This is a genomic window from Labilibaculum euxinicum (assembly GCF_009795715.1).
Classification (GTDB): Bacteria; Bacteroidota; Bacteroidia; order Bacteroidales; family Marinifilaceae; genus Labilibaculum; species Labilibaculum euxinus.
Map to the genome: position 1 here is coordinate 96,787 of NZ_WTCR01000014.1, position 24,294 is coordinate 121,080.

The window sequence follows — 24,294 nt, forward strand, 5'->3', positions numbered from 1 at the left end:
TTAACTGAAAAACAATGATTTCCATGTCTGGATTTTTTATAAATATCCGTTTTCTTAGAATGCTTTGTGTAATCTCTGTATTGTTGTTCTCAAATTTTAATTTGATAGCTGCTAAGAAATCGGACCGACTAACTCGAAAAGCCGATAAAGCGGCACAATTTTTTGTTGAGCAAGCTTCCAAAGATTTTGTTTTCACATTTAAGTACGATAGTTTACAAATAGATTCAGAGCAAGAAGAAATTACATTGTATATGAATCCGGTGTTTTCGTATGTTCCGTTTCGTCCGGAGTCTGTACAGATATATAAGAAAGATTTCAAGGAAGATTTGGGTCGGAGATTTAAAAACTATTCCATCCGAATGGAAAGTATGGGACAGGAAATAAGTGATTTAATCCCTAATTTCTATCGGAATGGAATTGTTGAGGCGGATACAAATCGTTTGAATAAGAATCATGAAGTAACGCAAGCTTTGGTGCGAAGAGTAAACACAGGGAACGATGCAAAACTTGGATTGGAAAATAAACACATTGCTTTGTGGCATTCTCATGGATGGTACTATGAAAACACGCTGGACAGATGGGAATGGCAGCGGGCAAGAGTGTACACAACAGTGGAAGATTTGTGGACCATGGAGTTTGTAGTACCATATATTGCTCCTATGCTCGAAAAGGCTGGTGCTAATGTATTGTTTCCTCGCGAAAGAGATGTTCAGAAAAATGAAGTGATAGTAGATGCTGATTGGTCATCGGAAGGATCGGAATATCTTGCAGATGATTCCGTTTGGGAATTGAATTCTCAAGCGGGTTTCGCAAACAAATATCCCTTTTATATTGAAGGAGAAAATCCATTTGAACTGGGAAGCAGCTATCAGACTGAGGCAGGTACTGACGTATCCGCTAAAGTGCAGTACATTCCTTGTTTTCCTGAAAAAGGAGAATATGCAGTGTCTGTTTCCTATTCTGATGATGAGGATAATGTGAATGATGCGCACTATACCGTGTATCATGCAGGAGGTAAAACTGAATTTTTGGTGAATCAAAGCATGGGTGGTAAAACCTGGATTTATTTGGGGACTTTTCTTTTTGATAAAGGGAGGAATCCCGAAAAGGGAATGGTTGAACTGACTAACGAAAGTAAGGAGCCTGGAAAATGGATTTCGGCTGATGCAATACGATTTGGCGGAGGAATGGGAAACATTGCCCGTGGGAATCCTGAAGAATTGGATGAATTGAAAAAGCAAAGAACAGAGCTTGGTTTTAAATTGGACTCCTGTGTTTGGCAAAAATATACGAGTAATCGGCCAAGATATCAGGAGGCTGCACGTTACTATCTTCAGTATGCAGGCATGCCCGATTCGTTGGTGTACAGCATCAATAAAGATTACGAAGCAGATTACAGCAATCGGGGAAAAGATGCGGCCAAGTTTCGGAAAAAGGAAATTGGCAAAACCGATTACAAGGATGATTACATGAGTCGCGGAGAGTGGGTGGATTATTTGATTGGAAGTCCGGCGGGTCCAACAAAAAATCCAACGGTAAAGGGATTAAGGATACCTGTTGATATGGCTCTGGCATTTCATACCGATGCCGGTTTTACGCCAAATGATTCCATTATTGGAAGTTTGGCTATTTACTCTACAACAAGAGATGAGGATTATTTTCCAAACGGACAATCGAAATGGGCAAGTCGCGATTTAACGGATATTATTCAGTCGCAGGTTGTGCAGGATATTCGCAAAAAGTATGAACCTAAATGGACGCGCAGGGGGATGTGGAACAAGCAATACTCAGAAGCGTACCGTCCAAAAGTTCCTACCATGTTGTCTGAATTGTTATCGCACCATAATTTTGCAGATATGTATCAGGGAATGGATCCGAAGTTTAAATTCGATATCAGCAGAGCTTATTACAAAGGGATTTTAAAGTTTCTGTCATCTCAGGATGGAAGGGATTATGTGGTGCAGCCTTTGCCGGTTGATCATTTTCAAATCAGGGAAACTGAAAAAGGAATTGTTCTTTCATGGAAACCAGTAATAGACCAATTGGAGCCTAAGGCAGTTTCTGAATCATACAAAGTTTACACAAGAATTGAAGATGGTGGGTTTGATAACGGAATAGTTGTCCCCAATTCAGAATACATTATTACGAATTGCAAACCGGGTGTGATTTACAGTTTTAAGGTAACTGCTTTGAATAATGGCGGAGAAAGTTTTGATTCGGAAATATTAGCCTATTGCAAATCAGGAAATGGAAAAAAGCCTGTTTTAATTGTAAATGGATTTGATCGTATTTCGGCTCCTCAGGGATTTGATGATGGGAAGTTTGCCGGTTTCGTAGGTTCGGAAGATGAGGGTGTCGCATACAAAAGAAATATTGCCTATGTAGGTGATCAGTACGATTTCGATCGAAAATCGCAATGGTTGGATGATGATGCATCGGGCCATGGAAGCTCATATGCCGATCAGGAAGAACGAATCATTCCGGGTAATAGTTTCGATTATCCGTTTGTGCACGGACAAGCAGTTCGGGATAATGGTTTTGGGTTTGTGTCGATGAGTGATGAGGCCTTTGAGGAATTGAATTGGGCGGCGCAGGATTATTCTGTGTTGGATTTAATTTTTGGAGAGGAAAAAACGACCAAAAGAATTTACGGCAAAGAGAATAAAGATTTTACAATTTACACGCCTGAAATGAGAGAGGCGATTCGTAAGTATCTAAAAGGGAATAATGCAAAATTAATTATTTCCGGAGCTTATGTGGGAACAGATTTGGAATTGTGTGGCGATACTTTGGCAAAATCTTTTGCGGAGGATGAATTGCATTATCAGTTCAGAACCAATCATGCAAGCAAATTGGGCAACGTATCGCATACAAACGAAGTGAGAAATAATTTTAAAGGAGAATATCAATTCGAAACAGGATATTCCCCCGATATATATAAGGTTGAAGCACCCGATGCGATTGAACCTAAAGGGGAAGATGCAAAGGTTCTTCTTCGTTATTCAGGAAATAATAAAAGTGCCGGTGTAGTGTATGATGGAAACTATCAATCTGTAATTTTAGGATTTCCATTTGAAACACTGGAAACGAAAGAGTATCGCATTGAATTGATGAAACAGATGTTTCAATTTTTTAATCAGTAAGAAAATAATAAAAACACAATAATTACTATGAACGAAAAGGTGACATGTTTTATTCCTTTTGGAACAAAGGAAGAGACCGAAATAACAATCAATGAGCTGATAAAATCAGATTTGACAGCTGCGATTTATGTGGTAGGCGGAGATGCAGAACTAGATGCTGAAGGTGTTACTGTTTTAACATCGGAAACCTTATCGCACGGAAAAACGATTCATGCAATTGCTGAGAAAACAGATTCTGAATATGTTTTCATCTATACAAAAACAAGTGCCTTAACTTTGGGTCAATTGGCTTTGGATCGGTTTATGAAAGTAGCCAAGGATACAAATAGTGGTTTGGTGTATTCAAATTATCGTGCCATTAAAGATGGTGTGGTTGAAAATTGTCCGGTAATCGATTATCAGGAAGGAAGTTTGAGAGATGATTTTAATTTTGGATCGGTTCTTTTTTACGATGCGAAAGTGTTAAAAGAAGCCGTGAAAGATGTTGATACTTCTTTTCGTCATGCAGGATTGTATGAATTGCGTTTGGCAATGGCTGCCCGTTCTGAATTCATGAGAATTCCGGAAATATTGTACACCGAAGAAGAAATGGATACAAGAAAATCGGGAGAGAAAATTTTTGATTACGTTGATCCTAAGAATCGTGCCGTACAAATTGAAATGGAGATTGCCTGCACCGAGCATCTGAAGAGAATCGGAGCTTTTTTAGCGCCAAAATTTGACGATGTTGCCTTTGATGAAGGTAATTTTAAAGTGGAAGCTTCTGTTGTGATTCCGGTTCGTGATCGTGTAAAAACCATCGAGGATGCGATTAAATCGGTATTGGCTCAAAAGGCGGATGTGGCTTTCAATTTGATTGTTGTTGACAATTATTCTACAGATGGAACGACTGAAATTATTCAGAAATATGCTGCTGTGGACAATCGGATCATTCACATTATTCCGGAACGAAAAGATTTGGGAATCGGCGGTTGCTGGAATGAGGCAGTAGCTCACGAGTCTTGCGGTAAATTTGCCATTCAGTTGGATAGTGATGATTTATATGCCGATGAAACCACTGTGCAGAAAGTTGTAGATGCATTTTACAGTCAAAACTGTGCTATGGTTGTAGGAACTTATCAGATGGTAAATTTTGCATTGGAAGAAATTCCTCCGGGAATTATTGATCACAAAGAGTGGACTCCGGAAAACGGAAGAAACAATGCGCTTCGTATTAATGGATTGGGAGCTCCCCGTGCATTCTATACTCCGGTATTGCGAAGGAATCCAATTCCAAATGTAAATTACGGTGAGGATTATGCTTTAGGATTAGCAATTTCGCGTAATTATCAGATTGGTAGAATTTACGATCCAATTTATTTGTGTCGTCGGTGGGATGATAATTCGGATGCATCTTTGGATATTGAAAAAATGAATACTCACAATACGTACAAAGATCGTATTCGTACCATCGAATTGAAGGCTAGAAAACTGTTGTGTAAAAAATACATGATTTAGACTCTGTGTAACTAGTGATCTCTGTGGTAAAAAAAGTCTAACCACTGAGAGCACAGAGTTACACAGAGAAAAAAAGGAATACAGGGGTGATTTGCAAAATGTTAATTTGGTGTAATTTGATCGTGCCAATAGTTTGTTAAATCTTTGTAAATACCTACGATTTAGACTCTGTGAACCTCAGTGTTCTCCGTGGTAAAAAAATAGTTTAATCATAAAAAGCAGGGAGATTCACAGAGAAAAAAGGAATACAGGTATTATTTTAGTGAGAAACCTGATAAAAAATAAGAAGTATGAAGCAATTTTTTCAAATTTTAGTGGTATTGCTTATTTCTCTAAGCTCTTGTCAAGGAAAAAAAATCCAACAAGAGGTAAAGGACTCTGTTCAATTAAAAGATTCAATTGATCAGGAAATCTTTAATTCCATTCGGAAAATAGCAGGATCGATGTCGATTGATTCATTACCATTGGATAATCGGGTAATTGAAGTGGCAAAAATGTTTGTGCAAACACCTTATGTTGGCGGTACTTTGGATGGGAGTGAGAAAGAACAGTTGGTCGTTAATTTCCGGGAGTTGGATTGTACTACTTATCTGGAGAATGTGGTGGCCTTATCAAAAGTACTATCCAACGATTCGCTTACAACTGATGATTTTTTGAAAGAACTTGAAAATCTGCGTTACCGAAATGGCAAACTGACTGATTATTCTTCGCGTCTGCATTATTTCTCCGATTGGATTTATGAAAATGAAAAGAAGGGAATCGTAAAAAATATTACAGCTGAAATTGGTGGTGAAAAGTACAACAAAACAATCAATTTTATGAGTACGCATGTCGGTTCTTATCCTGTTTTAAAAGCCGATTCTTCATTGGTAGAAGAGATCCGGAAGACCGAAAATGAAATCAATAAAAGAGAATTGTTCTATATACCGGAAGCAAAAATACAACAGCTTGAGGATAAAATTCATAATGGAGATTTAATTGCTATTACTACTAAAATAGAAGGACTGGATATATCTCATGTGGGAATTGCTATTCATGTGAATAACCGATTGCACCTGATGCACGCTTCCAGCAAAGCTAAAAAAGTGGTGATTTCAGATATTCCTTTGGCAGAAATGCTCATGCAAAGTAAATATCAATCGGGGATTATGGTGGCCAGGTTGCAGTAAACTATAACTCTGACAGAGTCGGAGACCGGTAAGCGTTAAATGATTTAATTTAACAAACAGACTAAAGGAATATATTTTGTCAAGATATTGGGAAACAATGAATGTAAACAGCATAAATAAATTAGAGAATTTATTGGAGGAGAAATCTTCCACACAGATATTAGGTGATTTTCTGAACGATCAGCTTAGAAATTGGCCTTTGGCAACAGGAAATTACAAGGGATTGGAAAAAGTTGAAGAGAAAGAATTTCAATTCGATGGATATAAGATAAAAGTTCAGTTCAATCCTGAAAGAATCAGATCATCAGCCGCGAAAGTAGATCAAAAGAGTATTGAAAATCGTGCTTGTTTTTTGTGCCTCGATAAACTTCCCAAAGAACAAGGTGGTATCGCTCAAGGCGATGATTTTGTGATTTTGGTAAATCCGTTTCCAATTATCCCACAACATTTTACCATTCCAAAAATCGATCATGTCGATCAGAGTTTTGAAGAGAATGTTTCAGGAATGTTGTCTTTGGCTAAAAATATGCAAGGATATACTTTGTTTTATAACGGGCCAAAGTGCGGTGCTTCAGCTCCCGATCATATGCATTTTCAGGCAGGGAACAAAGATTTTATGCCAGTAGAAACAGAGTATGCAGTTTTGAAAAATTTGCAATCGGAGCTTTTGAGCGATTCGAATCAATTTGAGATGCGTGCTTTTCCGAATTATCTTAGGAAAATGATTTCCATAGAGTCGGAAAATGAAAAAGAAATGATGAAGGCTGTTTCTGTTTTTTATCAGGCTTTTTCGGCGATGCAACCGGAAGAAAAAGAGCCAATGCTCAATGCAATTTGTTCTTTTTCCGATGGCAAATATAGTATGCATTTGTTCCCACGAAAACTACATCGTCCATCGCAATATTTTGCTGAAGGTGATCAGCAATTGCTGATAAGCCCTGCATCAGTCGATTTTGGCGGTGTATTTATTACTCCCCGGCGGGAGGATTTTGAGAAAATCACATCGGAGGATATCGTAGATATCTTCAAACAAGTAAGTGTTGACGATGAGTTTTTCGGAACTCTTTGCAAGAAGTTAAGAGCTAAATTAGGAATCTCACTTTAAGGAGAAAAGAAATTGTATACTCCCGTAAAAGACACGGTTTTTTCTCGAGAGAAACTAAAATGTAGATCTTGGGACTGAAAATGTAACAAAAGGGAGTATGAATGTAGGTCGAGGAACTGTGAATGTAACAGGAAGTAATTCAAATGTAAGTCGAGGGAATGCAATTGTAGCACGAAGTAATTTAAATGTAAGTTGAGGGACTGTGAATGTAACAGGAAGTAACGCAAATGTAAGCCGAAGGAATGCAATTGTAAAAAAGCCTTTACTTCAAATTAACCCTAAGTAATTAAAAGAAACATGTCCAATACCATACGACAATATCACGACAACGATTTTGATGAAGTTTTGACTCTTTGTCAAAATACTCACAAGTTCGATTCTTTTACCAAAGAATTACTTCACGAGAAAATCTACGAAGATCCTTTTTTTAATCCTGAAATTATTTGGGTTACCACGGAAGGAAATGCTATTGTTGGATTTTTGATGGGAACCTGCCGAATGGATATTCGGGGAGTGAATTATGGCTACGTAAAACTAATGGCAGTGCAGGAATCTCATCGAAGAAAGGGAATTGCCCGAAGCATGTATGAGTTGCTCGAAAAAGAGTTGCGTTCGCGAAAGGTTGATGTGATGCGTTTGGGTGATGTTCCAATGAATTATTTTATGCCGGGTATCGATCCCCGGTACACACCTGCACTCTGTTTTGCTATGCGAATGGGATTCAATCGATTTATGGATACTTCCAATCTTGTAGTCGATTTATCTGACCGGGAATGGTCTGATGAAAAGAAAATAATGGCTTTAAAATCTGAGAATATTGAAATTTCACGTGCAACAAAAGAAGACAAGGATGAATTGATGGATTTTGTGGCTGAAGAATGGAAGCTATGGCAATATGAATTGGAGATGGCCTGCAAATCGAATCCGATTGCCATTCATATTGCAAAGATGAATGGAAAAATAAAAGCATTCTCGGCACACAGCGCAAATAATAAAGGCTTGCCATGGTTTGGCCCAATGGGAACACATCCCGATTTATGCGGAAAAGGAATAGGAAAAGTGTTGCTGTATAGCTGCCTGGAAGATTTGAAAAATATAGGCTTCAAAACAGCAATAATTCCATGGGTAGGACCAATCGATTTTTATTCTCATCATGCAGGAGCTGTGGTCGAAAGAGTATTTTGGCGATATGAGAAAAAACTGACTGAATAAATTGATAAGAAATAAGATGGGAAAGATGAGATAATAAAAGTTGAGTTCCGGATAGCTTGGAGCTGTAAATAATCTATTGTCTGGGATCTAATATCTAAAACCTATTAAAAAATGAACGAACCACAATTACGGGTAGGCATCATGTACGAGCCTAAAATTTCATTTATATTAAATGGAATTTACATCCTCCAGCAAAATGGAAAAGAATATACAGGAAAGCAAGATGCCTGCTATATTAATGATAAAATAGCTTTTGATGGTCTTGTAGATGAAGAACTGGTTTTTTATCCTAAATATTACGAAGAAGCATCTTTCGATTTGTCTGATGTGACAATTGGGATTAAATTCCATTGGGAACGAAAAGAAAATCAACGATTTAAAGGGGCTTTGCAATTTATTTGCGAGGATGAAAAATTGACTGCCATCAATGTTCTTTCTTTAGAGGATTATTTGGTAAGTGTTATTTCATCTGAAATGAGTGCTACCAGCAGTATAGAATTGTTGAAAGCTCATGCAATTATTTCCCGTTCCTGGCTAATTGCGCAGGTGATAAAAGGAGCTGAATTGCAAAAAACAGAAACTAATTATCAGAGTATAGTTGAAACCGATGAGCAATATATTCGTTGGTACGATCGCGAAGATCATGTGAATTTTGATGTTTGTGCCGATGATCATTGTCAGCGTTATCAAGGCATTACCAAACAATCTACCCAATTGGTAGTTGATGCAATTAATGCAACCCGTGGATTGGTACTTACCAGTGAGGGGGAAGTCTGCGATGCCCGTTTCTCGAAATGTTGCGGTGGCGTTGCAGAGACGTTTGAAAATGTATGGGAACCTAAAAATCATAAATACCTGCAGGCTGTTATCGATAATCCGAAAGTTCCTGCTGGATACGATATGAATCTGGGAAATGAAGCCGCCGCGGTCAAATGGATCCGTACTTCACCTGAAGCATTTTGCAATACCACCAATAAGGAAATTTTGTCGCAGGTTTTGAATGATTACGATCAGGAAACCATGGATTTTTATCGTTGGAAGGTGGAATATACACAAGATGTAATTTCAGAATTAATAGCACGTAAAACGGGTAAAGATTTTGGACAAATTCTGGATTTAATTCCTGTTGAACGAGGTGAGTCAGGTCGTTTAATCAAGTTGAAAATTGTTGGTTCAAAACGAAGTTTGGTGATCGGAAAAGAATTGGAAATCAGAAAAGTACTATCCGAATCACATTTATACAGTTCTGAATTTGTAGTTGACAAAGAAGGAGAAGAGAATGGAGTTCCGGCTAAATTTATTTTGATTGGTGCCGGCTGGGGACATGGGGTTGGTCTTTGTCAGATTGGAGCTGCGGTGATGGGTGCCAAAGGATACAAATACGATGAAATTTTGCTGCATTATTTCCGTGGAGCAGAATTGGAAAAAAGATATTAATTATAGATGTGAGATTTAAAATGTGAGAAAAAGTGAGGTATTCTTTTTTTTGAATGCTGTAAATAGCCTCATATCTAACATCTCAAATCTAAGAAAAATAAGATACGTGAATCGGTATTTTTTGAAGCTGTAAATAATCTCAGTTCCCAAATCTCACTTCTCATATCTCAGTTCTCAAATCTAAACAAAGAAAGAATGTCAAAAACAAAAAACCGCTCACCATGGGCGTGGATTCCATCTCTTTATTTTGCAGAAGGTATTCCTTACGTTGTGGTGATGACCGTTGCTGTAATCATGTACAAAAAGCTGGGAATTTCTAATACAGATATTGCTTTGTATACTTCCTGGTTGTATTTGCCTTGGATGATTAAGCCTTTTTGGAGTCCGATTGTGGATATTGTAAAAAGTAAACGCTGGTGGATTGTTAGTATGCAATTGTTGATTGGCGCAGGTCTGGCTGGGGTAGCGTTTACGGTTCCTACAACATTCTTTTTTCAGTCAACATTGGCCTTTTTCTGGTTGTTGGCTTTTAGTTCGGCAACTCACGATATTGCTGCCGATGGTTTTTACATGTATGGAATGGACTCCAATAAGCAGGCATATTTTATTGGAATACGAAGTACATTTTATCGCCTGGCGATGATTACCGGACAAGGACTTTTAATTATTCTGGCAGGATATTTTGAAACAACAAAACTGTTCGGGAATAGTGAAAATAACATTCCGCTGGCATGGTCGCTGACCTTTTATATTTTGGCAGTCGGATTTTTGTTGTTTTGTGTTTATCACAAGTTTGCACTTCCGCATCCACAAGAAGATGAAGACCGGGAAGTGAAAAGTTTTTCTACAGTGTTCTCTGATTTTGGAGAGACCTTTGTTACTTTCTTCTTGAAAAAGGATATCTGGAAAATCGTAGGATTGCTTTTGGTGTATCGTTTGGGGGAATCTCAGTTGGTAAAAATGGCATCTCCTTTTCTTCTCGATCCTAAAGAGGTTGGCGGCTTGGGTTTAACAACCAGTGATGTAGGATTGGTTTATGGAACCATAGGAATTATTTTCTTGACTTTAGGTGGTTTATTGGGTGGATTTTTAGCTTCTAAAAATGGGTTGAAACATTGGCTGTGGCCAATGGTTATCGCTATTAACTTACCAAATCTGGTATATGTTTATCTTTCTTACGCATTGCCCGAATCTTTCTTTTTGATTTGTGTTTCGGTGGCAGTTGAGCAATTTGGCTACGGCTTTGGTTTTACAGCTTACATGCTTTATCAGATTTATGTATCTGAAGGAAAACACAAAACAGCTCACTTTGCATTTTGTACAGGTTTAATGGCTGCGGGAATGATGTTTCCAGGAATGATTTCCGGTTGGCTGCAGGAGTTGTTGGGTTATCAGCACTTCTTTATTTGGGTGATGATTTGTACCATTCCAAGTTTTATTATGGTGAAAGTGATTGATATAGATCCAAAATTTGGTATTAAAACAGGAAACAATGAAAAATAGAATTGCTTTTTTAGGAGATAGTTTAACCGAGGGAGGATGCTGGGAAGAATACTTTCCTGCTTATGAAATCTCCAATTTTGGAATATCCGGAGAGCGGTCTGATGAAATCCTATTTCGATTGGATGAGGTTTTGTTCAAGAAGCCTAAAAAGATTTTTTTGATGATGGGGATTAACGATCTGGGTGAAGGTTTAAGTTCTGAAAAGATTCTTACGAATTATCAAAAAATATTTTCAATAATGAAGGAGCATAAGGACATTGAATTGATCGTTCAAAGTCTTTTGCCTACTAATGATACGATGTTTAAGAGTGCCAATTTTGATGGAATGAAAATTCTGGAGGTCAATTATCATTTAAGAGATTTGTGTGATAAAGAGAAGATAGCTTTCGTGGATTTGTACACGGCTTTTTCAACCTATAAATCCCAACTGATAAAAGATTATACCAATGATGGTTTGCATTTGAATGAAGCAGGTTACAGAATATGGCAGAATTGTTTGCAATCTGAAAATCTCATTTAAAAATCTTAAAAAGATGAAACGAGCCATGAGAAGACTTTTCTCACATACGAGAATGACTAAGTTGGCGAGTTCCATGTGGTAATAAAAAACAAATTCAGACTCATGAAAAAAACGGAACGTTTAATGGCTTTGGATGCCTTTCGGGGATTAACCATTGCTGCCATGATTACTGTAAATACTCCTGGGAGTTGGGGACATGTTTATGCTCCATTGCTGCATTCCAAGTGGCATGGCTGTACACCAACCGATTTGGTATTTCCTTTCTTTCTATTTGCCGTTGGTGTTGCCATGTGGTTTGCTTTCGGAAAATTTGATCATAAATTAAGTCCCGAAGCAGGCAGGAAGATTCTGAAGCGGACTGTAATCATTTTTGGGATCGGTTTGTTGTTAAATGCGTTTCCATTTGTTCAGGTTGAATGGGAAAATTTCCGGATAATGGGTGTTTTGCAGCGGATTGCCTTGGCCTATGGAATAGGTAGTTTGCTTTGTTTGTCGCTGAATAAGCTTCGTTTGGTATTTGTTGCATTGGCTATTCTTCTGGCATACTGGGGATTGATTTTTTTCCTTGGCGGTGATGATCCGTATAGTTTAGAAGGAAATCCCACAATGGCTTTCGATGCCATGATTCTTGGAGCGAACCATATGTACAAAGGGTTTGGCGTAACTTTTGATCCGGAAGGATTGTTTAGCACTCTTCCTGCAATTGCTACAGTAATCCTCGGATATCTTTCAGGATTTTTAATTGAGTCAACCGAGCGTAAAAAATTGGTTGCGAAGTTATTGATGTTTGGTTCCTTAGGTGTGATTGCTGGTTTAATTTGGAACTTGGGATTCCCTATTAATAAACCAATCTGGTCTAGTTCTTATGTGATTTATACAGCAGGCTTGGCACTTTTGGTTTTAGCTGTAATGATTTACCTGATCGATATTTTGGAGTACAAAAAATGGGCTCATCCTTTTTTGGTTTTCGGAATGAATCCTTTGTTTATTTATGTTCTTTCAGGAGTTTGGGTAAGAGTGATTATTTATCTGGTTCATTTTTCAGATCAGGCAGGAAATTCAACAACCGGATATGTCTGGTTGTATAAAAATGCATTTGCATCCTGGGCAGGAGATATGAATGGATCTTTGTTTTTTGCTCTGGCACATATCGTTGTCTATTGGCTCATCGTGCTGTTTCTCTATCGTCGGAAAATTTTTATTAAAATATAAAAGAAAAGCTTCGGATTTAATCCGAAGCTTTTTTTGAGTCAAATAATTTATTTAGAAATTTGTTTGGTTTAGTTTCTTTTATTGATTTGTTTCGACTGAGTAACATGGGAGCCGAAACGCCCAGCGAAAGTGCCGATAATACAAAAAAGGCTTTCAATCCATTATCAACAGTTTCTTGTAACAACTGCAGAAAAACAGCATGATCATTTTCTCCTGTTAAATGGATAATTCCCAGCATCATTCGGTAAGTAAATGCACCGGGAACCATTGGTATAACCGCAGGAATAGCAAATACAAAGGGAGGCGAATGTCTTAAGTGAGCACCCCGGATGCTTAAAAAACCAATTAGTAAAGCGCCCATAAGCGAGCTGAGAATGATATTTACTCCCAGCTTTAGGCAGATTAGTTTTACTGTTCCGCCCAAAGCACCCATGATGAATATTACCCATAATGTACGGGGAGGAACATTAAAGAGTATTGCAAAACCACAAGCAGCAAACCCCAGCCAAATCCATGTTTCAAAAAATACAATCCACTCCATATTCTAAATGTTATAAATAAGAATCGCTCCCAGTAAACCCAAAGCAATCGAAAAAGCGATAATTAATCCATTAAGTCCTCTTACCACTCCGTTTATAATATTTCCATCCAAAAGATCCAGCAGGGAATTAATTAATGGAATTCCAGGAATCAGATATAAAACAGAGGTTGCAAAAGCATATTCCGGATTGCTGCTAATGTGCAGATTAACTGCAGCTCCTGAAATCATAGCTGATACAAAAGCGGCCAGGAAAATACATAAATAAGGATTAAATTCTCTTTTTGTGACTTCCTGTCTTACAAATAAGCCAACAAAGGTTGCCACGAAAGCAATTAGCATTTCGATAGCTTCACCACCAAAAATGCGGCAGAATGAGGCGCCTGCCAAAGCTACCATTAGCAGTGTTACGATCCGGGGATAATGAGGTACAGATTTTAATCGGTCTATTTCATGACGAACCATTTCCAAATCCCATTTTTCCTCTATAATGTGCCAGCTCATTCTGCTGAGTCCGCTAACAATTTTGAAATTGACACGATGAGCCGATGTCTGCATCAGCCGGCTAAAGAACTGATCAGACTCTTCGTTGTTGATGGTTAACATTAATGCGCGATGGGTAATTAATAATTCTGCATGGTATCCAAAGGCCGAAGCAATACGCATTACGGTAACCCGAATTCTAAATGTATTTGCTCCGGTCTCCATAAGTAAGGCTCCTACTTCGAGCAGAATTTTACACAGCTCGTTAATCTTTTCTTTTTCGGATAAAACCATATTTTTTTATTGTTTTGAAATGATATTAACCTGATTGTTGAATACTTCAAATGAGTTTTTTGTAAACCGATCTATTTGTTACTCTGTGGTCCTATGTTTAACAGCAAAAAAATGTTTCTTAATTTGTTGTTGTACAAAGTTGTTTAACGGAAAGGTTTTGTTTTGAAGTAGATTTTATTTTCTCTAAAATAAAGAATATATCAGGCAAAAGTAATCATTTTTACAATTTCACATTCTGATGCAATGATAAATTATGATTCTAATTTTCATTTTATTGCGATCAATTATACAGCCAGTATTTTTTTGATTTTTCCAAAAATGATTCTCTGGGCGCAAACCAAAGTTCTTCGATGTCACTTACCAGAAAGTTTTCGGTAAATCTCATTCTTATTTCCTTACTTCCAGATACTTTGTCGAACATACTTAAGCGTGATGCTTCGCACATTTCAAATGGATTTTTATTCGGATACAATTTGTGGCATTCCTGCATCACATAAAATTGAATGAGTGAGATTGGTGCTTGCTGAATGTCCGTAAAATGCAATTGAACCCCATGAAGCATAAGGCCTTTCCCGACTGAATAGTATGGTTTATAGTGTACTGGTCGAAAAAGAACACCCGAAATTTGCAGATTATTTAAACTTTCAGCTAAATCGTCAGCATTGATCCATTCGGCAGCAAATAATTTGAATGGCTGAGTATAACCGACACCAATCGAAATGGTATACAATTCTCCAAGTATGCCCGAAGCTGCATAGTAAATTGCACTTGCTGAGTTTGGGATATGCGGAGATGTTGGTACCCAAGGCAAGCCGGTTTCCTGAAAAGTCATGTTTCGTTTCCATCCTTCCATTTTCACAACATGTAATTTACATTTTTTACCATCCTTCAGTAAGCCTTCTTCATTCAAATAACCAGCCAGTTCGCCACAAGTTAGTCCGTATACATAAGGTATTGGGAACTGACTCACAAAAGATATTTGTTTAGGTTCAACCAAGCAACCTTCTATTTTATTTCCTCCAAAAGGATTTGGGCGATCCAATACGATAAATTCTACATTGTTTTCGGCACAAGCCTCCATTAATAATCCCATACTGCTGATGTATGTGTAGGAACGGACGCCAATATCCTGAATGTCGTATACAATAGCATCCAAATCTTTTAGCATTTTAGCATTTGGTTTTTGTTGCCTGCCATACAGCGAATAGACTTGAATACCTGTTTTTTTGTCGGTGTAGGTTTCTACTTTCTCACCGGCAGCATGATCTCCCCGTATTCCATGTTCAGGGCTGAATAGAACTTTAACATCTACATCATTGCAGGCATGAAGCAGATCGATAGTCGATTCTAAATAATGATTTACTCCAGTAGGGTTGGTGATAATTCCAATCTTTTTTCCGGTAAGAAAAGAGTAATTGGTTTTTTGTAGTACATCTATGCCTGTTTCCACTTTTTGGGCAAGGATAGATGTTTGGAAAAATAATATTTGAATGCAGATTAAAAGAAGGGAATATGGTAATCCTCTGTAAATACGCAATGTGTTGTTGTTAACCATGATGACTGTTTTTTAAGTTTTTGCAATTTAGATACTTGTTTTTTTTAATTTTTCATTGCAAAACTAATAAATTTTATATTTTTGTAACATGTATGACAACTTAATAAGTTTTGTGAAATGAATAACTCTTTAAGTCATTATTTTTTTCTTGCTTTTTGCTTCCTGTTTATTGGCTGTAATGTGTCTAATAAAGGTAAAGCAAATTTAGCCTTTTTAATTGATACAGGTGAGTTCACAATCGCTGGTCAAATTATTGGGGAGAAACTTTTGGATGGTAACTTGAACGAAAAGCAAAAAAATGATCTTTTGTTTCAAAAGGACATGATGTCGCGCATCGAGAGAGAGTATGCTTTGACTGAAGCGGATGTACTTGAAAAACTGATGCCTTACTTTTCTGATTCTACGACAATTTACATGGCAAAATGGGAAAAGGAAAAATCGCTTGAATACAGACTGATTAACGGACAGAAACGTTTTTTTAAAAATGCTGTTCCTAATTTATTCCGTTTGAACGAATTTGCGAAAAACAGAGAAGAAAAAATAAGTGAAAAAACGATAGATTCTTTAAAGAGTTTTTGTGCGTCTCACACCTCACAGTTAATTTCCGAAAGTACTGAAAATGGGGAGTTGGTGAATCCTGTAGAATGCACAATGACATATACAATAAGTGTGAAAGCTGGTGCTGTTCCAGCAGGTGAGATTATTCGTTGCTGGATGCCTTATCCTAAAGAATCAAATTCCAGACAAACAAATGTTGATTTATTGAGCATGTTTCCAGAAAAATACATTGTGGCTCCGGATTCATTTGCGCAAAGAAGTATTTACTGCGAGCAGCTTGCAGAGGCAGGTGTGGAAACGAAATTTTCTGTGAAATTCAGAACGAAAACGTATGCGCAAATATATGATCCTGCTAAGATGAATTGTGTAGTATATGATACTGCATCGGTTTTGTATCAGAAAAATACAAGCGAACGACCACCGCAAATCATTTTTTCTGATCGGATTAAAAATTTAGCTGATGAAATTTGTGGAAACGAGACAAAGGCATTGAAACAAGTGAGTTTGTTGTATGATTGGATCAATTCAAATATTCCATGGGCAAGTGCATTAGAATATTCCATAGTGCCAAACATTCCAGAATATGTGTTGGAAAATAAGCATGGCGATTGTGGAATGCAAACACTCCTTTTTATGACGATGGCTCGTTATCGTGGAATTCCGGTAAAGTGGCAAAGTGGCTGGATGCTGCATCCTGGCGAAGTAAATCTTCACGATTGGTGCGAAGTGTATTATGAGGGAATTGGATGGGTTCCATTGGATCAGTCATTTGGTTTGCAGGAAAGTAAAAATGATAAAGTGCGAAATTTTTACAAAACAAGTATTGATTCTTATCGGTTGATTGTGAATGAAGATTTCTCGCAGGATTTGTTTCCCTCCAAAATCTGGCCAAGAAGCGAGCCTGTAGATTTTCAAAGAGGAGAACTGGAATGGAAAGGTGGAAACCTTTATTTTAGTGATTGGACATATAAAATGGAAGTAACATATAATTAGGATGAGTAAAAAAGGATTTATAGGCTTGTTGATGATGTTGGTTGCATTGGGCTCAATGGCGAAAAAAAAATCGCCTGAAAGAGAGATGCGTGCAGTTTGGGTAGCAACAGTCGATAATATTGACTGGCCATCGAAAGCAGGCCTTTCTGTTGAGGAGCAAAAGAAAGAAATGACAACTCTTTTGGATCAACACAAAAAGAATGGAATGAATACAATTGTATTTCAGATACGGCCAGCAACTGATGCTTTTTATCAATCACCATACGAACCTTGGTCGCAATGGTTGAGTGGGGAGCAGGGAATTGCACCTGATCCATTTTACGATCCGCTTCAATTTGCTGTTGAAGAGTGTCATAAAAGAGCAATGGAACTTCATGCCTGGATGAATCCGTACAGAGCCGTTTTTCTTTATCAGGAAACAGAAACAGATCCTGAACACATAACGAATCAGCATCCTGAATGGTTCTTAACTTACGGAAAGCACAGGTATTTTAATCCGGGATTGCAGGAAACCAGAGATTATGTGTCCAAAATTGTTGGTGATGTTGTTCGTCGATATGATATTGACGCCATCCATTTTGATGATTATTTCTATCCATACAAAATAGCTGGAGAACCATTTCCAGATTCCTTAAGCTTCGCTCAAAATGGAGGTGAATTTTATCCGAACCGAATTGATGATTGGCGAAGAGATAATGTGAATCGTGTGATTAAGCAAATTAATGACACTATCAAATCGATTAAGCCGTGGATGCCTTTTGGGATTTCTCCTTTTGGAGTTTGGCGCAATAAGGATAAGGATAAATCCGGATCGAGAACTAAAGCTGGTCAAACCAATTATGATGATTTATATGCTGATGTTTTGTTGTGGTTAAAAAACGAGTGGATTGATTATGTAACACCTCAAATTTATTGGCACATTGGAAAAAAGGTAGCCGATTATAGAAAAATAGCAAAATGGTGGAGAAGAAATTCTTATGGCAAGCCTTGCTATATAGGGCAGGGTGTTTACCGTTTGGACTCTATTTCCACAGCAAAGGCATGGCGCAGTGCAGATCAAATCATCCGACAGATAAAACTGAATCGTCGTTTGAAAGGATTGAACGGCAGTATGTTTTTTTGTTCAAAGAATTTCACCGAAAACCGATTAGGAATTAATGAAGCCCTGCAAACAGAGGTGTATCGGAGTCCTGCCCTTAATTTGGAAAACAGCAACTATCAAGCAACCAGATTGAAAGCACCAAAATTACAAATGAAGGAAGGTGTGCTGACTTGGAATGCTGTTGAAGGAGCTATTTACTATGTAGTGTATCAATCATCTGGAAAATCCGTTAAAAATGATAAAGTATTTTGTATTACAACTTTATTGGAGTCAGGAATATCAAAACAAGAAGAGAAGATGTTTTACTCGGTTAAATCAGTTGACAGAGGCCATTTTGAAAGTGTTGCCAGCAATTGGATAAGAGTGGGGAAATAAACTGATGGTTGCAGATCGAATTAAAATATGTTTACTTGTAAGGTAAGTGTGTGTTTTTAAACATGTTGAACCATTATTGGAAATCAACAGATGTGTTTAAATTTGGAATCATGTAAGATGTAATACCAATTAAAATTAAAATGAGAAATAAAGTTTGGTTAGTGATTATTTTTATTGGTTTTGCTTGTAGTAACGATTCAAAATTGTTGCAGCAGGCAAACCAAATTTCTCATGCTGTAAAGTTGCAGATTGCACCGGATAGTAGAGAAGCAATTTTTAATCCTGCTTTTTCTATCAATAAGGATAATGGATTAGTTGTTAGTGGAGAAACATCTCTGTCGGACGCAAAGTTAGCTTTGTTCTCAGCTCTGGAAGCCTTGGAAGTTCATTTGGTAGATAGCTTGGTTGTACTTCCTGAGAAAAAATTAGGGGATAAAACTTGGGGAGTAATCAACTTAAGTGTTGTGAACTTAAGAGCTTACCCAAAGCATTCGGCAGAGCTTGTTTCGCAATCAATAATGGGCACGCCGGTCAGGCTTTTAAAAGAAGATAATGGCTGGTATCAAATACAGACTCCGGACAAATATATTGCCTGGGTTGATGGAGCTGCAATTGCTCAAAAAACAGAGTCTGAAATGAAGGCCTGGAGGAATTCAACAAGAATAATTTTTATTCCGGATTTTGAAGTCGTAAAAGATCCTGGACAAAATGAAGTAGTTACCGATTTAGTTGCAGGAGCAATTCTGGAAGTTGAGAAAGAAAATCAGAACAGTTATGATCTGAGCTTACCCGATGGAAGAAAAATTCAAGTAGAAAAATCAAATTGTGAGTTGCTTTCTGATTGGAAAACAAGGAAGTTGAAAGATGCATCCATTCTAACCAAAACAGCAAAACAATTTCTTGGCCGCCCTTATTTGTGGGGTGGAACTTCAGTAAAGGGAGTTGATTGCAGTGGATTTGTCAAATCAGTTTATTTCATAAACGGGATCATTTTAGCTCGTGATGCTTCATTGCAGTTTCTTCATGGAGATACCATTTCTCCTGGGCAGGGGTTTTTAAAATTGGCAGAAGGAGATTTGATTTTTTTTGGAAGAGCTAAGACTGATGAGAAACCAATGAAGGTTACTCATGTTGGAATGTATATGAGGAATGGAGAATATATTCATTCTTCAGGCAGGGTTCGGATTAATAGTTTTGAGCCTGAAGCCGAAAATTATAACAATTACAGGTCGATTACCTGGCTGGGTGGACGACGGGTTTTAAGTAGAATTGGAGAGCCTGGAATTTGCAGGGTATCCGATCATCCATGGTATTAAGAGTAAAGGAAATGGCAATAGACAGAAGAAAATTTTTAGGAAACACCGGCTTGTTAGCTGGAGCTGCATTTTTACTTCCGGCAATGAATTCTTGCGGAGGGACAGGAGCAGGTAAATCAAAACGTTCAGGAAAAGGATTGAAACTTAGTTTCGAACCTTATGAGTTGCAGCTGAAACATGTATTTACCATTGCATCTTTTTCCAGAACAACCACCCCGGTTATGCTTACGAAAATTGAGTGGGATGGAATTGTTGGTTATGGCGAAGCTTCCATGCCTCCTTATTTGGGAGAATCCCACGAAACAGCCGCCAAATTTTTAAGCAGTTTAAATTTGAGACAGTTCTCTGATCCGTTTCGGTTGAATGAAATATTAAGCTATGTAGATGCTGTTGCTGAAGGAAATTGTGCGGCAAAGGCGTCAATTGATATCGCTTTGCATGATCTGATCGGGAAATTATTGGAAAAACCATGGTTTAAAATCTGGGGGTACAATCAGGAAAACACTCCGCTGACCACATTTACCATTGGGATGGATAAACCTGATGTGGTAATTGAAAAAGTGAAAGAAGCTTCTCCTTATAAAATGTTAAAAGTGAAAATTGGGAAGGGGACCGATGAGGAGATGATTAATACAATTCGAAAAATTACAGATGTGCCTTTGTGTGTTGATGTGAATCAGGGTTGGAAAGACAAACAAGAGGCTTTAGATAAAATTCATTGGTTAAAAGAACAAGGAGTTGTTTTTGTTGAGCAGCCAATGGACAAGCACAATTTTGATGATATGGCTTGGCTGACTCAGCACAGTCCCTTGCCTACAATTGCAGATGAAGCCATTCAGCGATTGGACGATGTGGCAAAATTACATGGAGTTTATTCCGGGATCAATATCAAATTGATGAAGTGTACCGGAATGCGCGAAGCTCATAAAATGATGAATGTGGCCCGTTCATTGGAAATGAAAGTGATGATTGGATGCATGACGGAAACGTCTTGTGGTGTTAGTGCGGCAGCCCAACTGTCGCCTATGGTTGATTGGGCTGATTTGGATGGAAACTTATTAATATCAAATGATCCTTTTAAAGGAATTGAGATTGTCGGCGGGAAAGTAATCTTACCGGACCGTCCGGGAATTGGAGTCATAAAAATATAAGTAATTTTTAATTATTTCTTGCTAATCTAAATTAAACACTATGAGAAAAATTGCATGCTTTACGTTAATCATGCTTCTTGGCTGGCAGGTATCCTGGGCACAGGATTTGCTGGTTAAAGGTGTGGTTACCGGTGCAGAAGACGGGTTAACTATCCCGGGCGTTTCGGTTGTAGTAAAAGGTACAACCAACGGAACAACTACCGATTTTGATGGAAAATATGAAATCAAAGTGGGAGCGGATGCCATTTTGGTATTCTCTTACATTGGAATGAAACCATTTGAGACCGCAGTTGGTACTCAAGCAGAATTGAATGTGGTGCTTCAAGCCGATAATTTCGCAATGGACGAAGTTGTGGTTGTTGGTTATGGCGTTCAAAAGAAAAGTGATATTACGGGTTCTGTAGCTAGTATAAGTACTAAGGATTTGGAAGATCAGCCAGTTTCAAACGGAGCCGCTCTTCTTCAAGGACGTGCTGCCGGAGTTATGGTAACGCAAACTTCCGGTGCTCCTGGCGCAGGTTTATCAGTACGGGTTCGTGGTACAGGAACTGTGAATAATTCTTCTCCTCTTTATGTAGTGGATGGAATCTTTCTGGATGATATTTCTAGTTTAAATCCAAGTGATTTCAAGAGTCTTGAGGTTTTGAAAGATGCATCAGCAACTGCTATTTATGGTTCAAGAGGTGCAAACGGTGTTGTTTTAATTACAACCAAAACTGGTAATACCAAGGATGTGAAAGTTCAAATGGAATTAATGACCGGGCTTCAAAGTGTATGGAATAATCCTGATTTAATGAATACAACAGATTGGTTGGCTACTTACAATACAGCTCAAACAAATGCTGCAGCTTTTACAGGTTCTAGTGCTTACAAGCCATTAACCCTTCAATCTCCATCTGACAATACAGGAAAAACTACGGATTGGTTCGATGAGGTTACTCGCGTTGGAAAAATTTATAAAACGAATGTTACCTTATCAAAAGGTGATGAATCTTCAAATACTCTATTCAGTGCAGGGTATTTTAAAAATGAAGGTGTTGTTTTAAATTCTAAATACGAACGAGTTAATGCTCGTTTGAATAACAATTACAATATTGGTTCAAGAATTAAAGCAGGTATTAATCTTTCATTGTCTCACACCAATACAGATCAGGTAAACGGAAATGCTATTAATGGTATTTTAACTCTTGCTCAAAGAATGGATCCTATTACTCCGGTTTATCAGGAATCTGGGGAATATGCTTCCACACCGTATTCCGATTTGGCGAATCCGGTTGCTATTTTAAACAGAGATGTTCGTGAAAAATCAGCTCTTTTGGTTTTGGCGAACTCATACCTGCAGGTTGAACCAATCAAGAATTTGTTCATCAGGTCATCTGTAAGTTTAAATGTTTCCAGATCTAAAGAGAAGACTTATTTACCTTCGTATGATTATGGTAATGAAAAGAATATTACCAACAGTTTATCAAAAACTACCCGTGAATTTAATGGATTTTTAAGTGAGAATACAATTTCTTACAATATAAATATTGAAGATCACAATATTAGTTTGTTAGCTGGTTTTACTGCAGAGAAAAACAAATCTGAGTATTTAGGAGCTTCAAGAAATAATATTCCAAACGATAATGAGGAGTTGCAGTATATTTCGGCTTCCACTGATTTGGAGAGTACTAATGCTTCGAATTCAGGTGTAGATACAAGAATGTATTCCTATTTAGGTAGAGTGAATTACAATTATGCAGACACCTATTTCTTAACTGCATCTTTTCGTCGTGATGGATCTTCTGTTTTTGGGCCTGATAAACGATTTGGTAATTTCCCTTCAATGTCTTTAGGATGGAAATTGAGAAATGAAAAATTCATGGATTTTTTACCAGAAAATGTGGTGAACAGAATAAAAGTAAGAGCTGGTTGGGGACGTGTTGGTAATGCTAAAATTGATCCATATTCATTTGCTTCTACAGTTCAAAGTAAAGATGCTTTGTTGGAGTACAGCTATGTTTTTGGTGATAAAGAACAAGCAGGAGCGGCCTCTGTAAAAATGGCCAATTTAAAAGTGCAGTGGGAAACGGTAGAATCTACAAATTTCGGACTGGATCTGGCATTTTTTAATGATCAATTAACTTTTTCTGCTGATTATTTTAAAAAGGAAACTAAAGATATGTTGGTGCAGGTTCCAATACCTCAGTATGCTGGTTACGATGGAAGTCCATATGTTAATGCAGGTACTGTTGAGAATAAAGGTTTTGAATTAAATCTTGGCTACAGAGGTAAAATTGGAAATGATTTGAAATACTCAGTTAATGTAAATGCTTCTCATGTAGATAATGAAGTAACCAGTCTTGGTGGCGGGGTTCCTATTTGGAGTGGTAATGTGAGTTTGGTAGGCAATGTTACTAGAACGGCTGAAGGATCTCCTATCGGAGCATTCTATGGTTATCAGGTTGATGGAGTTTTTCAAACAGATGCTGAAGTTGCATCAAGTGCTCAGTCGGCAGAGCCTATTGGCGCAGGTGATTTTAGATTTAAAGACCAGTGGACCGATAAAGACAATGATGGTGTAATGGAGGCTCCTGATGGAGTTATCAATGGTGATGATCGTGTTCAGATTGGTGATCCAAATCCAGATTTATTCTATGGTGTGAATATTGATTTGTCATACAAAGGTTTTGACTTATCTATGTTTTTCCAAGGGGTAACGGGTAATGATATATTTAATGGGTTTAAATATTACAATTACGCGGATATCAAAAGATTTGGATTGGCATCTGATTACAAGAATCATTGGACTGCTCAGAACAAATCGAATGAAATGTTTGGATTAAACGCTTCTACTGTTGAGAAAAATTTGAGAGCTTCAGATTTTTATGTGGAAGATGGTTCGTATTTGCGCTTAAAAAACATTCAATTGGGTTATACTTTTAAAGATCTTACTCCTTGGATGTCAAATCTACGTGTTTATTTTTCTGGTCAGAATGTATTTACAATTACAAATTACTCTGGTTTGGATCCTGAAATTGGGGCGGCTAGTTCTACTAGTCCTTCATTAACTCAAGGTATTGATTATGGAACTTATCCGCAAGCTAGAATTTTTTCAATAGGAGCTAATTTAACTTTCTAACAGTTGATGA

General features: G+C 37.6%; 17 protein-coding genes. 14 read left to right on the forward strand and 3 right to left on the reverse strand.

Annotated elements, in window-relative coordinates; translation table 11 throughout:
• Positions 1-23: 23 nt before the first annotated feature.
• The 9 genes from GQR60_RS16920 (at position 24) to GQR60_RS16960 (ending at position 12,798) form a co-directional block, all read left to right on the forward strand.
• Complete coding sequence (locus GQR60_RS16920; RefSeq protein ID WP_160463508.1) at positions 24-3,143, forward strand: golvesin C-terminal-like domain-containing protein; 3,120 nt, start codon at positions 24-26, stop codon at positions 3,141-3,143.
• Positions 3,144-3,170: 27 nt separating this feature from the next.
• Positions 3,171-4,640 (forward strand): glycosyltransferase family 2 protein, encoded by a 1,470-nt coding sequence (locus GQR60_RS16925; protein WP_124994066.1) that lies wholly within the window; start codon positions 3,171-3,173, stop codon positions 4,638-4,640.
• Positions 4,641-4,930: 290 nt separating this feature from the next.
• Positions 4,931-5,809, forward strand: coding sequence for an N-acetylmuramoyl-L-alanine amidase-like domain-containing protein (locus tag GQR60_RS16930; protein ID WP_124994067.1), 879 nt, complete (start codon positions 4,931-4,933; stop codon positions 5,807-5,809).
• A 76-nt stretch (positions 5,810-5,885) separates the two neighbouring features.
• The gene (locus GQR60_RS16935) at positions 5,886-6,914 is read left to right on the forward strand and encodes a DUF4922 domain-containing protein (RefSeq protein ID WP_225441446.1); all 1,029 of its coding nucleotides are present in this window, start codon (positions 5,886-5,888) and stop codon (positions 6,912-6,914) included.
• Positions 6,915-7,211: 297 nt separating this feature from the next.
• Positions 7,212-8,126: a GNAT family N-acetyltransferase gene (locus tag GQR60_RS16940; RefSeq protein ID WP_124994068.1), complete on the forward strand. Its 915-nt coding sequence runs from the start codon at positions 7,212-7,214 to the stop codon at positions 8,124-8,126.
• Positions 8,127-8,237: 111 nt separating this feature from the next.
• Positions 8,238-9,563, forward strand: a complete 1,326-nt coding sequence (locus tag GQR60_RS16945; protein ID WP_124994069.1) for a SpoIID/LytB domain-containing protein — start codon at positions 8,238-8,240, stop codon at positions 9,561-9,563.
• A 195-nt stretch (positions 9,564-9,758) separates the two neighbouring features.
• Positions 9,759-11,066, forward strand: coding sequence for an MFS transporter (locus tag GQR60_RS16950; protein WP_124994070.1), 1,308 nt, complete (start codon positions 9,759-9,761; stop codon positions 11,064-11,066).
• Positions 11,056-11,586 carry a GDSL-type esterase/lipase family protein gene (locus GQR60_RS16955; RefSeq protein ID WP_124994071.1) on the forward strand — a complete coding sequence of 177 codons (531 nt, stop codon included), beginning with the start codon at positions 11,056-11,058 and terminating at the stop codon, positions 11,584-11,586. Before GQR60_RS16950 ends, GQR60_RS16955 begins: the two co-directional genes overlap by 11 nt.
• Positions 11,587-11,688: 102 nt before the next feature.
• On the forward strand, positions 11,689-12,798 hold the full coding sequence (locus GQR60_RS16960) for an acyltransferase family protein (protein ID WP_124994072.1): 1,110 nt from the start codon (positions 11,689-11,691) through the stop codon (positions 12,796-12,798).
• A 16-nt stretch (positions 12,799-12,814) separates the two neighbouring features.
• Here GQR60_RS16960 and GQR60_RS16965 read toward each other — a convergent pair whose 3' ends face one another.
• From GQR60_RS16965 to GQR60_RS16975, 3 genes are all read right to left on the reverse strand, one after another.
• The gene (locus GQR60_RS16965; protein ID WP_124994073.1) at positions 12,815-13,339 is read right to left on the reverse strand and encodes a threonine/serine exporter family protein; all 525 of its coding nucleotides are present in this window, start codon (positions 13,337-13,339) and stop codon (positions 12,815-12,817) included.
• Between the two features lie 3 nt (positions 13,340-13,342).
• Complete coding sequence (locus GQR60_RS16970) at positions 13,343-14,113, reverse strand: threonine/serine exporter family protein (protein ID WP_124994074.1); 771 nt, start codon at positions 14,111-14,113, stop codon at positions 13,343-13,345.
• 280 nt (positions 14,114-14,393) lie between these two features.
• Entirely contained in the window at positions 14,394-15,668 is a 1,275-nt protein-coding gene (locus GQR60_RS16975; RefSeq protein WP_124994075.1) for an exo-beta-N-acetylmuramidase NamZ family protein, read from the reverse strand.
• A 117-nt stretch (positions 15,669-15,785) separates the two neighbouring features.
• Between GQR60_RS16975 and GQR60_RS16980 the strand changes: the two genes are divergently transcribed.
• From GQR60_RS16980 to GQR60_RS17000, 5 genes are all read left to right on the forward strand, one after another.
• Positions 15,786-17,219 (forward strand): transglutaminase-like domain-containing protein, encoded by a 1,434-nt coding sequence (locus tag GQR60_RS16980; RefSeq protein ID WP_124994076.1) that lies wholly within the window; start codon positions 15,786-15,788, stop codon positions 17,217-17,219.
• Between the two features lies 1 nt (position 17,220).
• The gene (locus tag GQR60_RS16985) at positions 17,221-18,696 is read left to right on the forward strand and encodes a glycoside hydrolase family 10 protein (RefSeq protein WP_225441447.1); all 1,476 of its coding nucleotides are present in this window, start codon (positions 17,221-17,223) and stop codon (positions 18,694-18,696) included.
• A 140-nt stretch (positions 18,697-18,836) separates the two neighbouring features.
• The gene (locus GQR60_RS16990; protein ID WP_124994077.1) at positions 18,837-20,012 is read left to right on the forward strand and encodes an SH3 domain-containing C40 family peptidase; all 1,176 of its coding nucleotides are present in this window, start codon (positions 18,837-18,839) and stop codon (positions 20,010-20,012) included.
• An 11-nt stretch (positions 20,013-20,023) separates the two neighbouring features.
• Complete coding sequence (locus tag GQR60_RS16995; RefSeq protein ID WP_124994078.1) at positions 20,024-21,163, forward strand: dipeptide epimerase; 1,140 nt, start codon at positions 20,024-20,026, stop codon at positions 21,161-21,163.
• 40 nt (positions 21,164-21,203) lie between these two features.
• Positions 21,204-24,284: a SusC/RagA family TonB-linked outer membrane protein gene (locus GQR60_RS17000; RefSeq protein ID WP_124994079.1), complete on the forward strand. Its 3,081-nt coding sequence runs from the start codon at positions 21,204-21,206 to the stop codon at positions 24,282-24,284.
• The last annotated feature ends 10 nt before the right edge of the window (positions 24,285-24,294 follow it).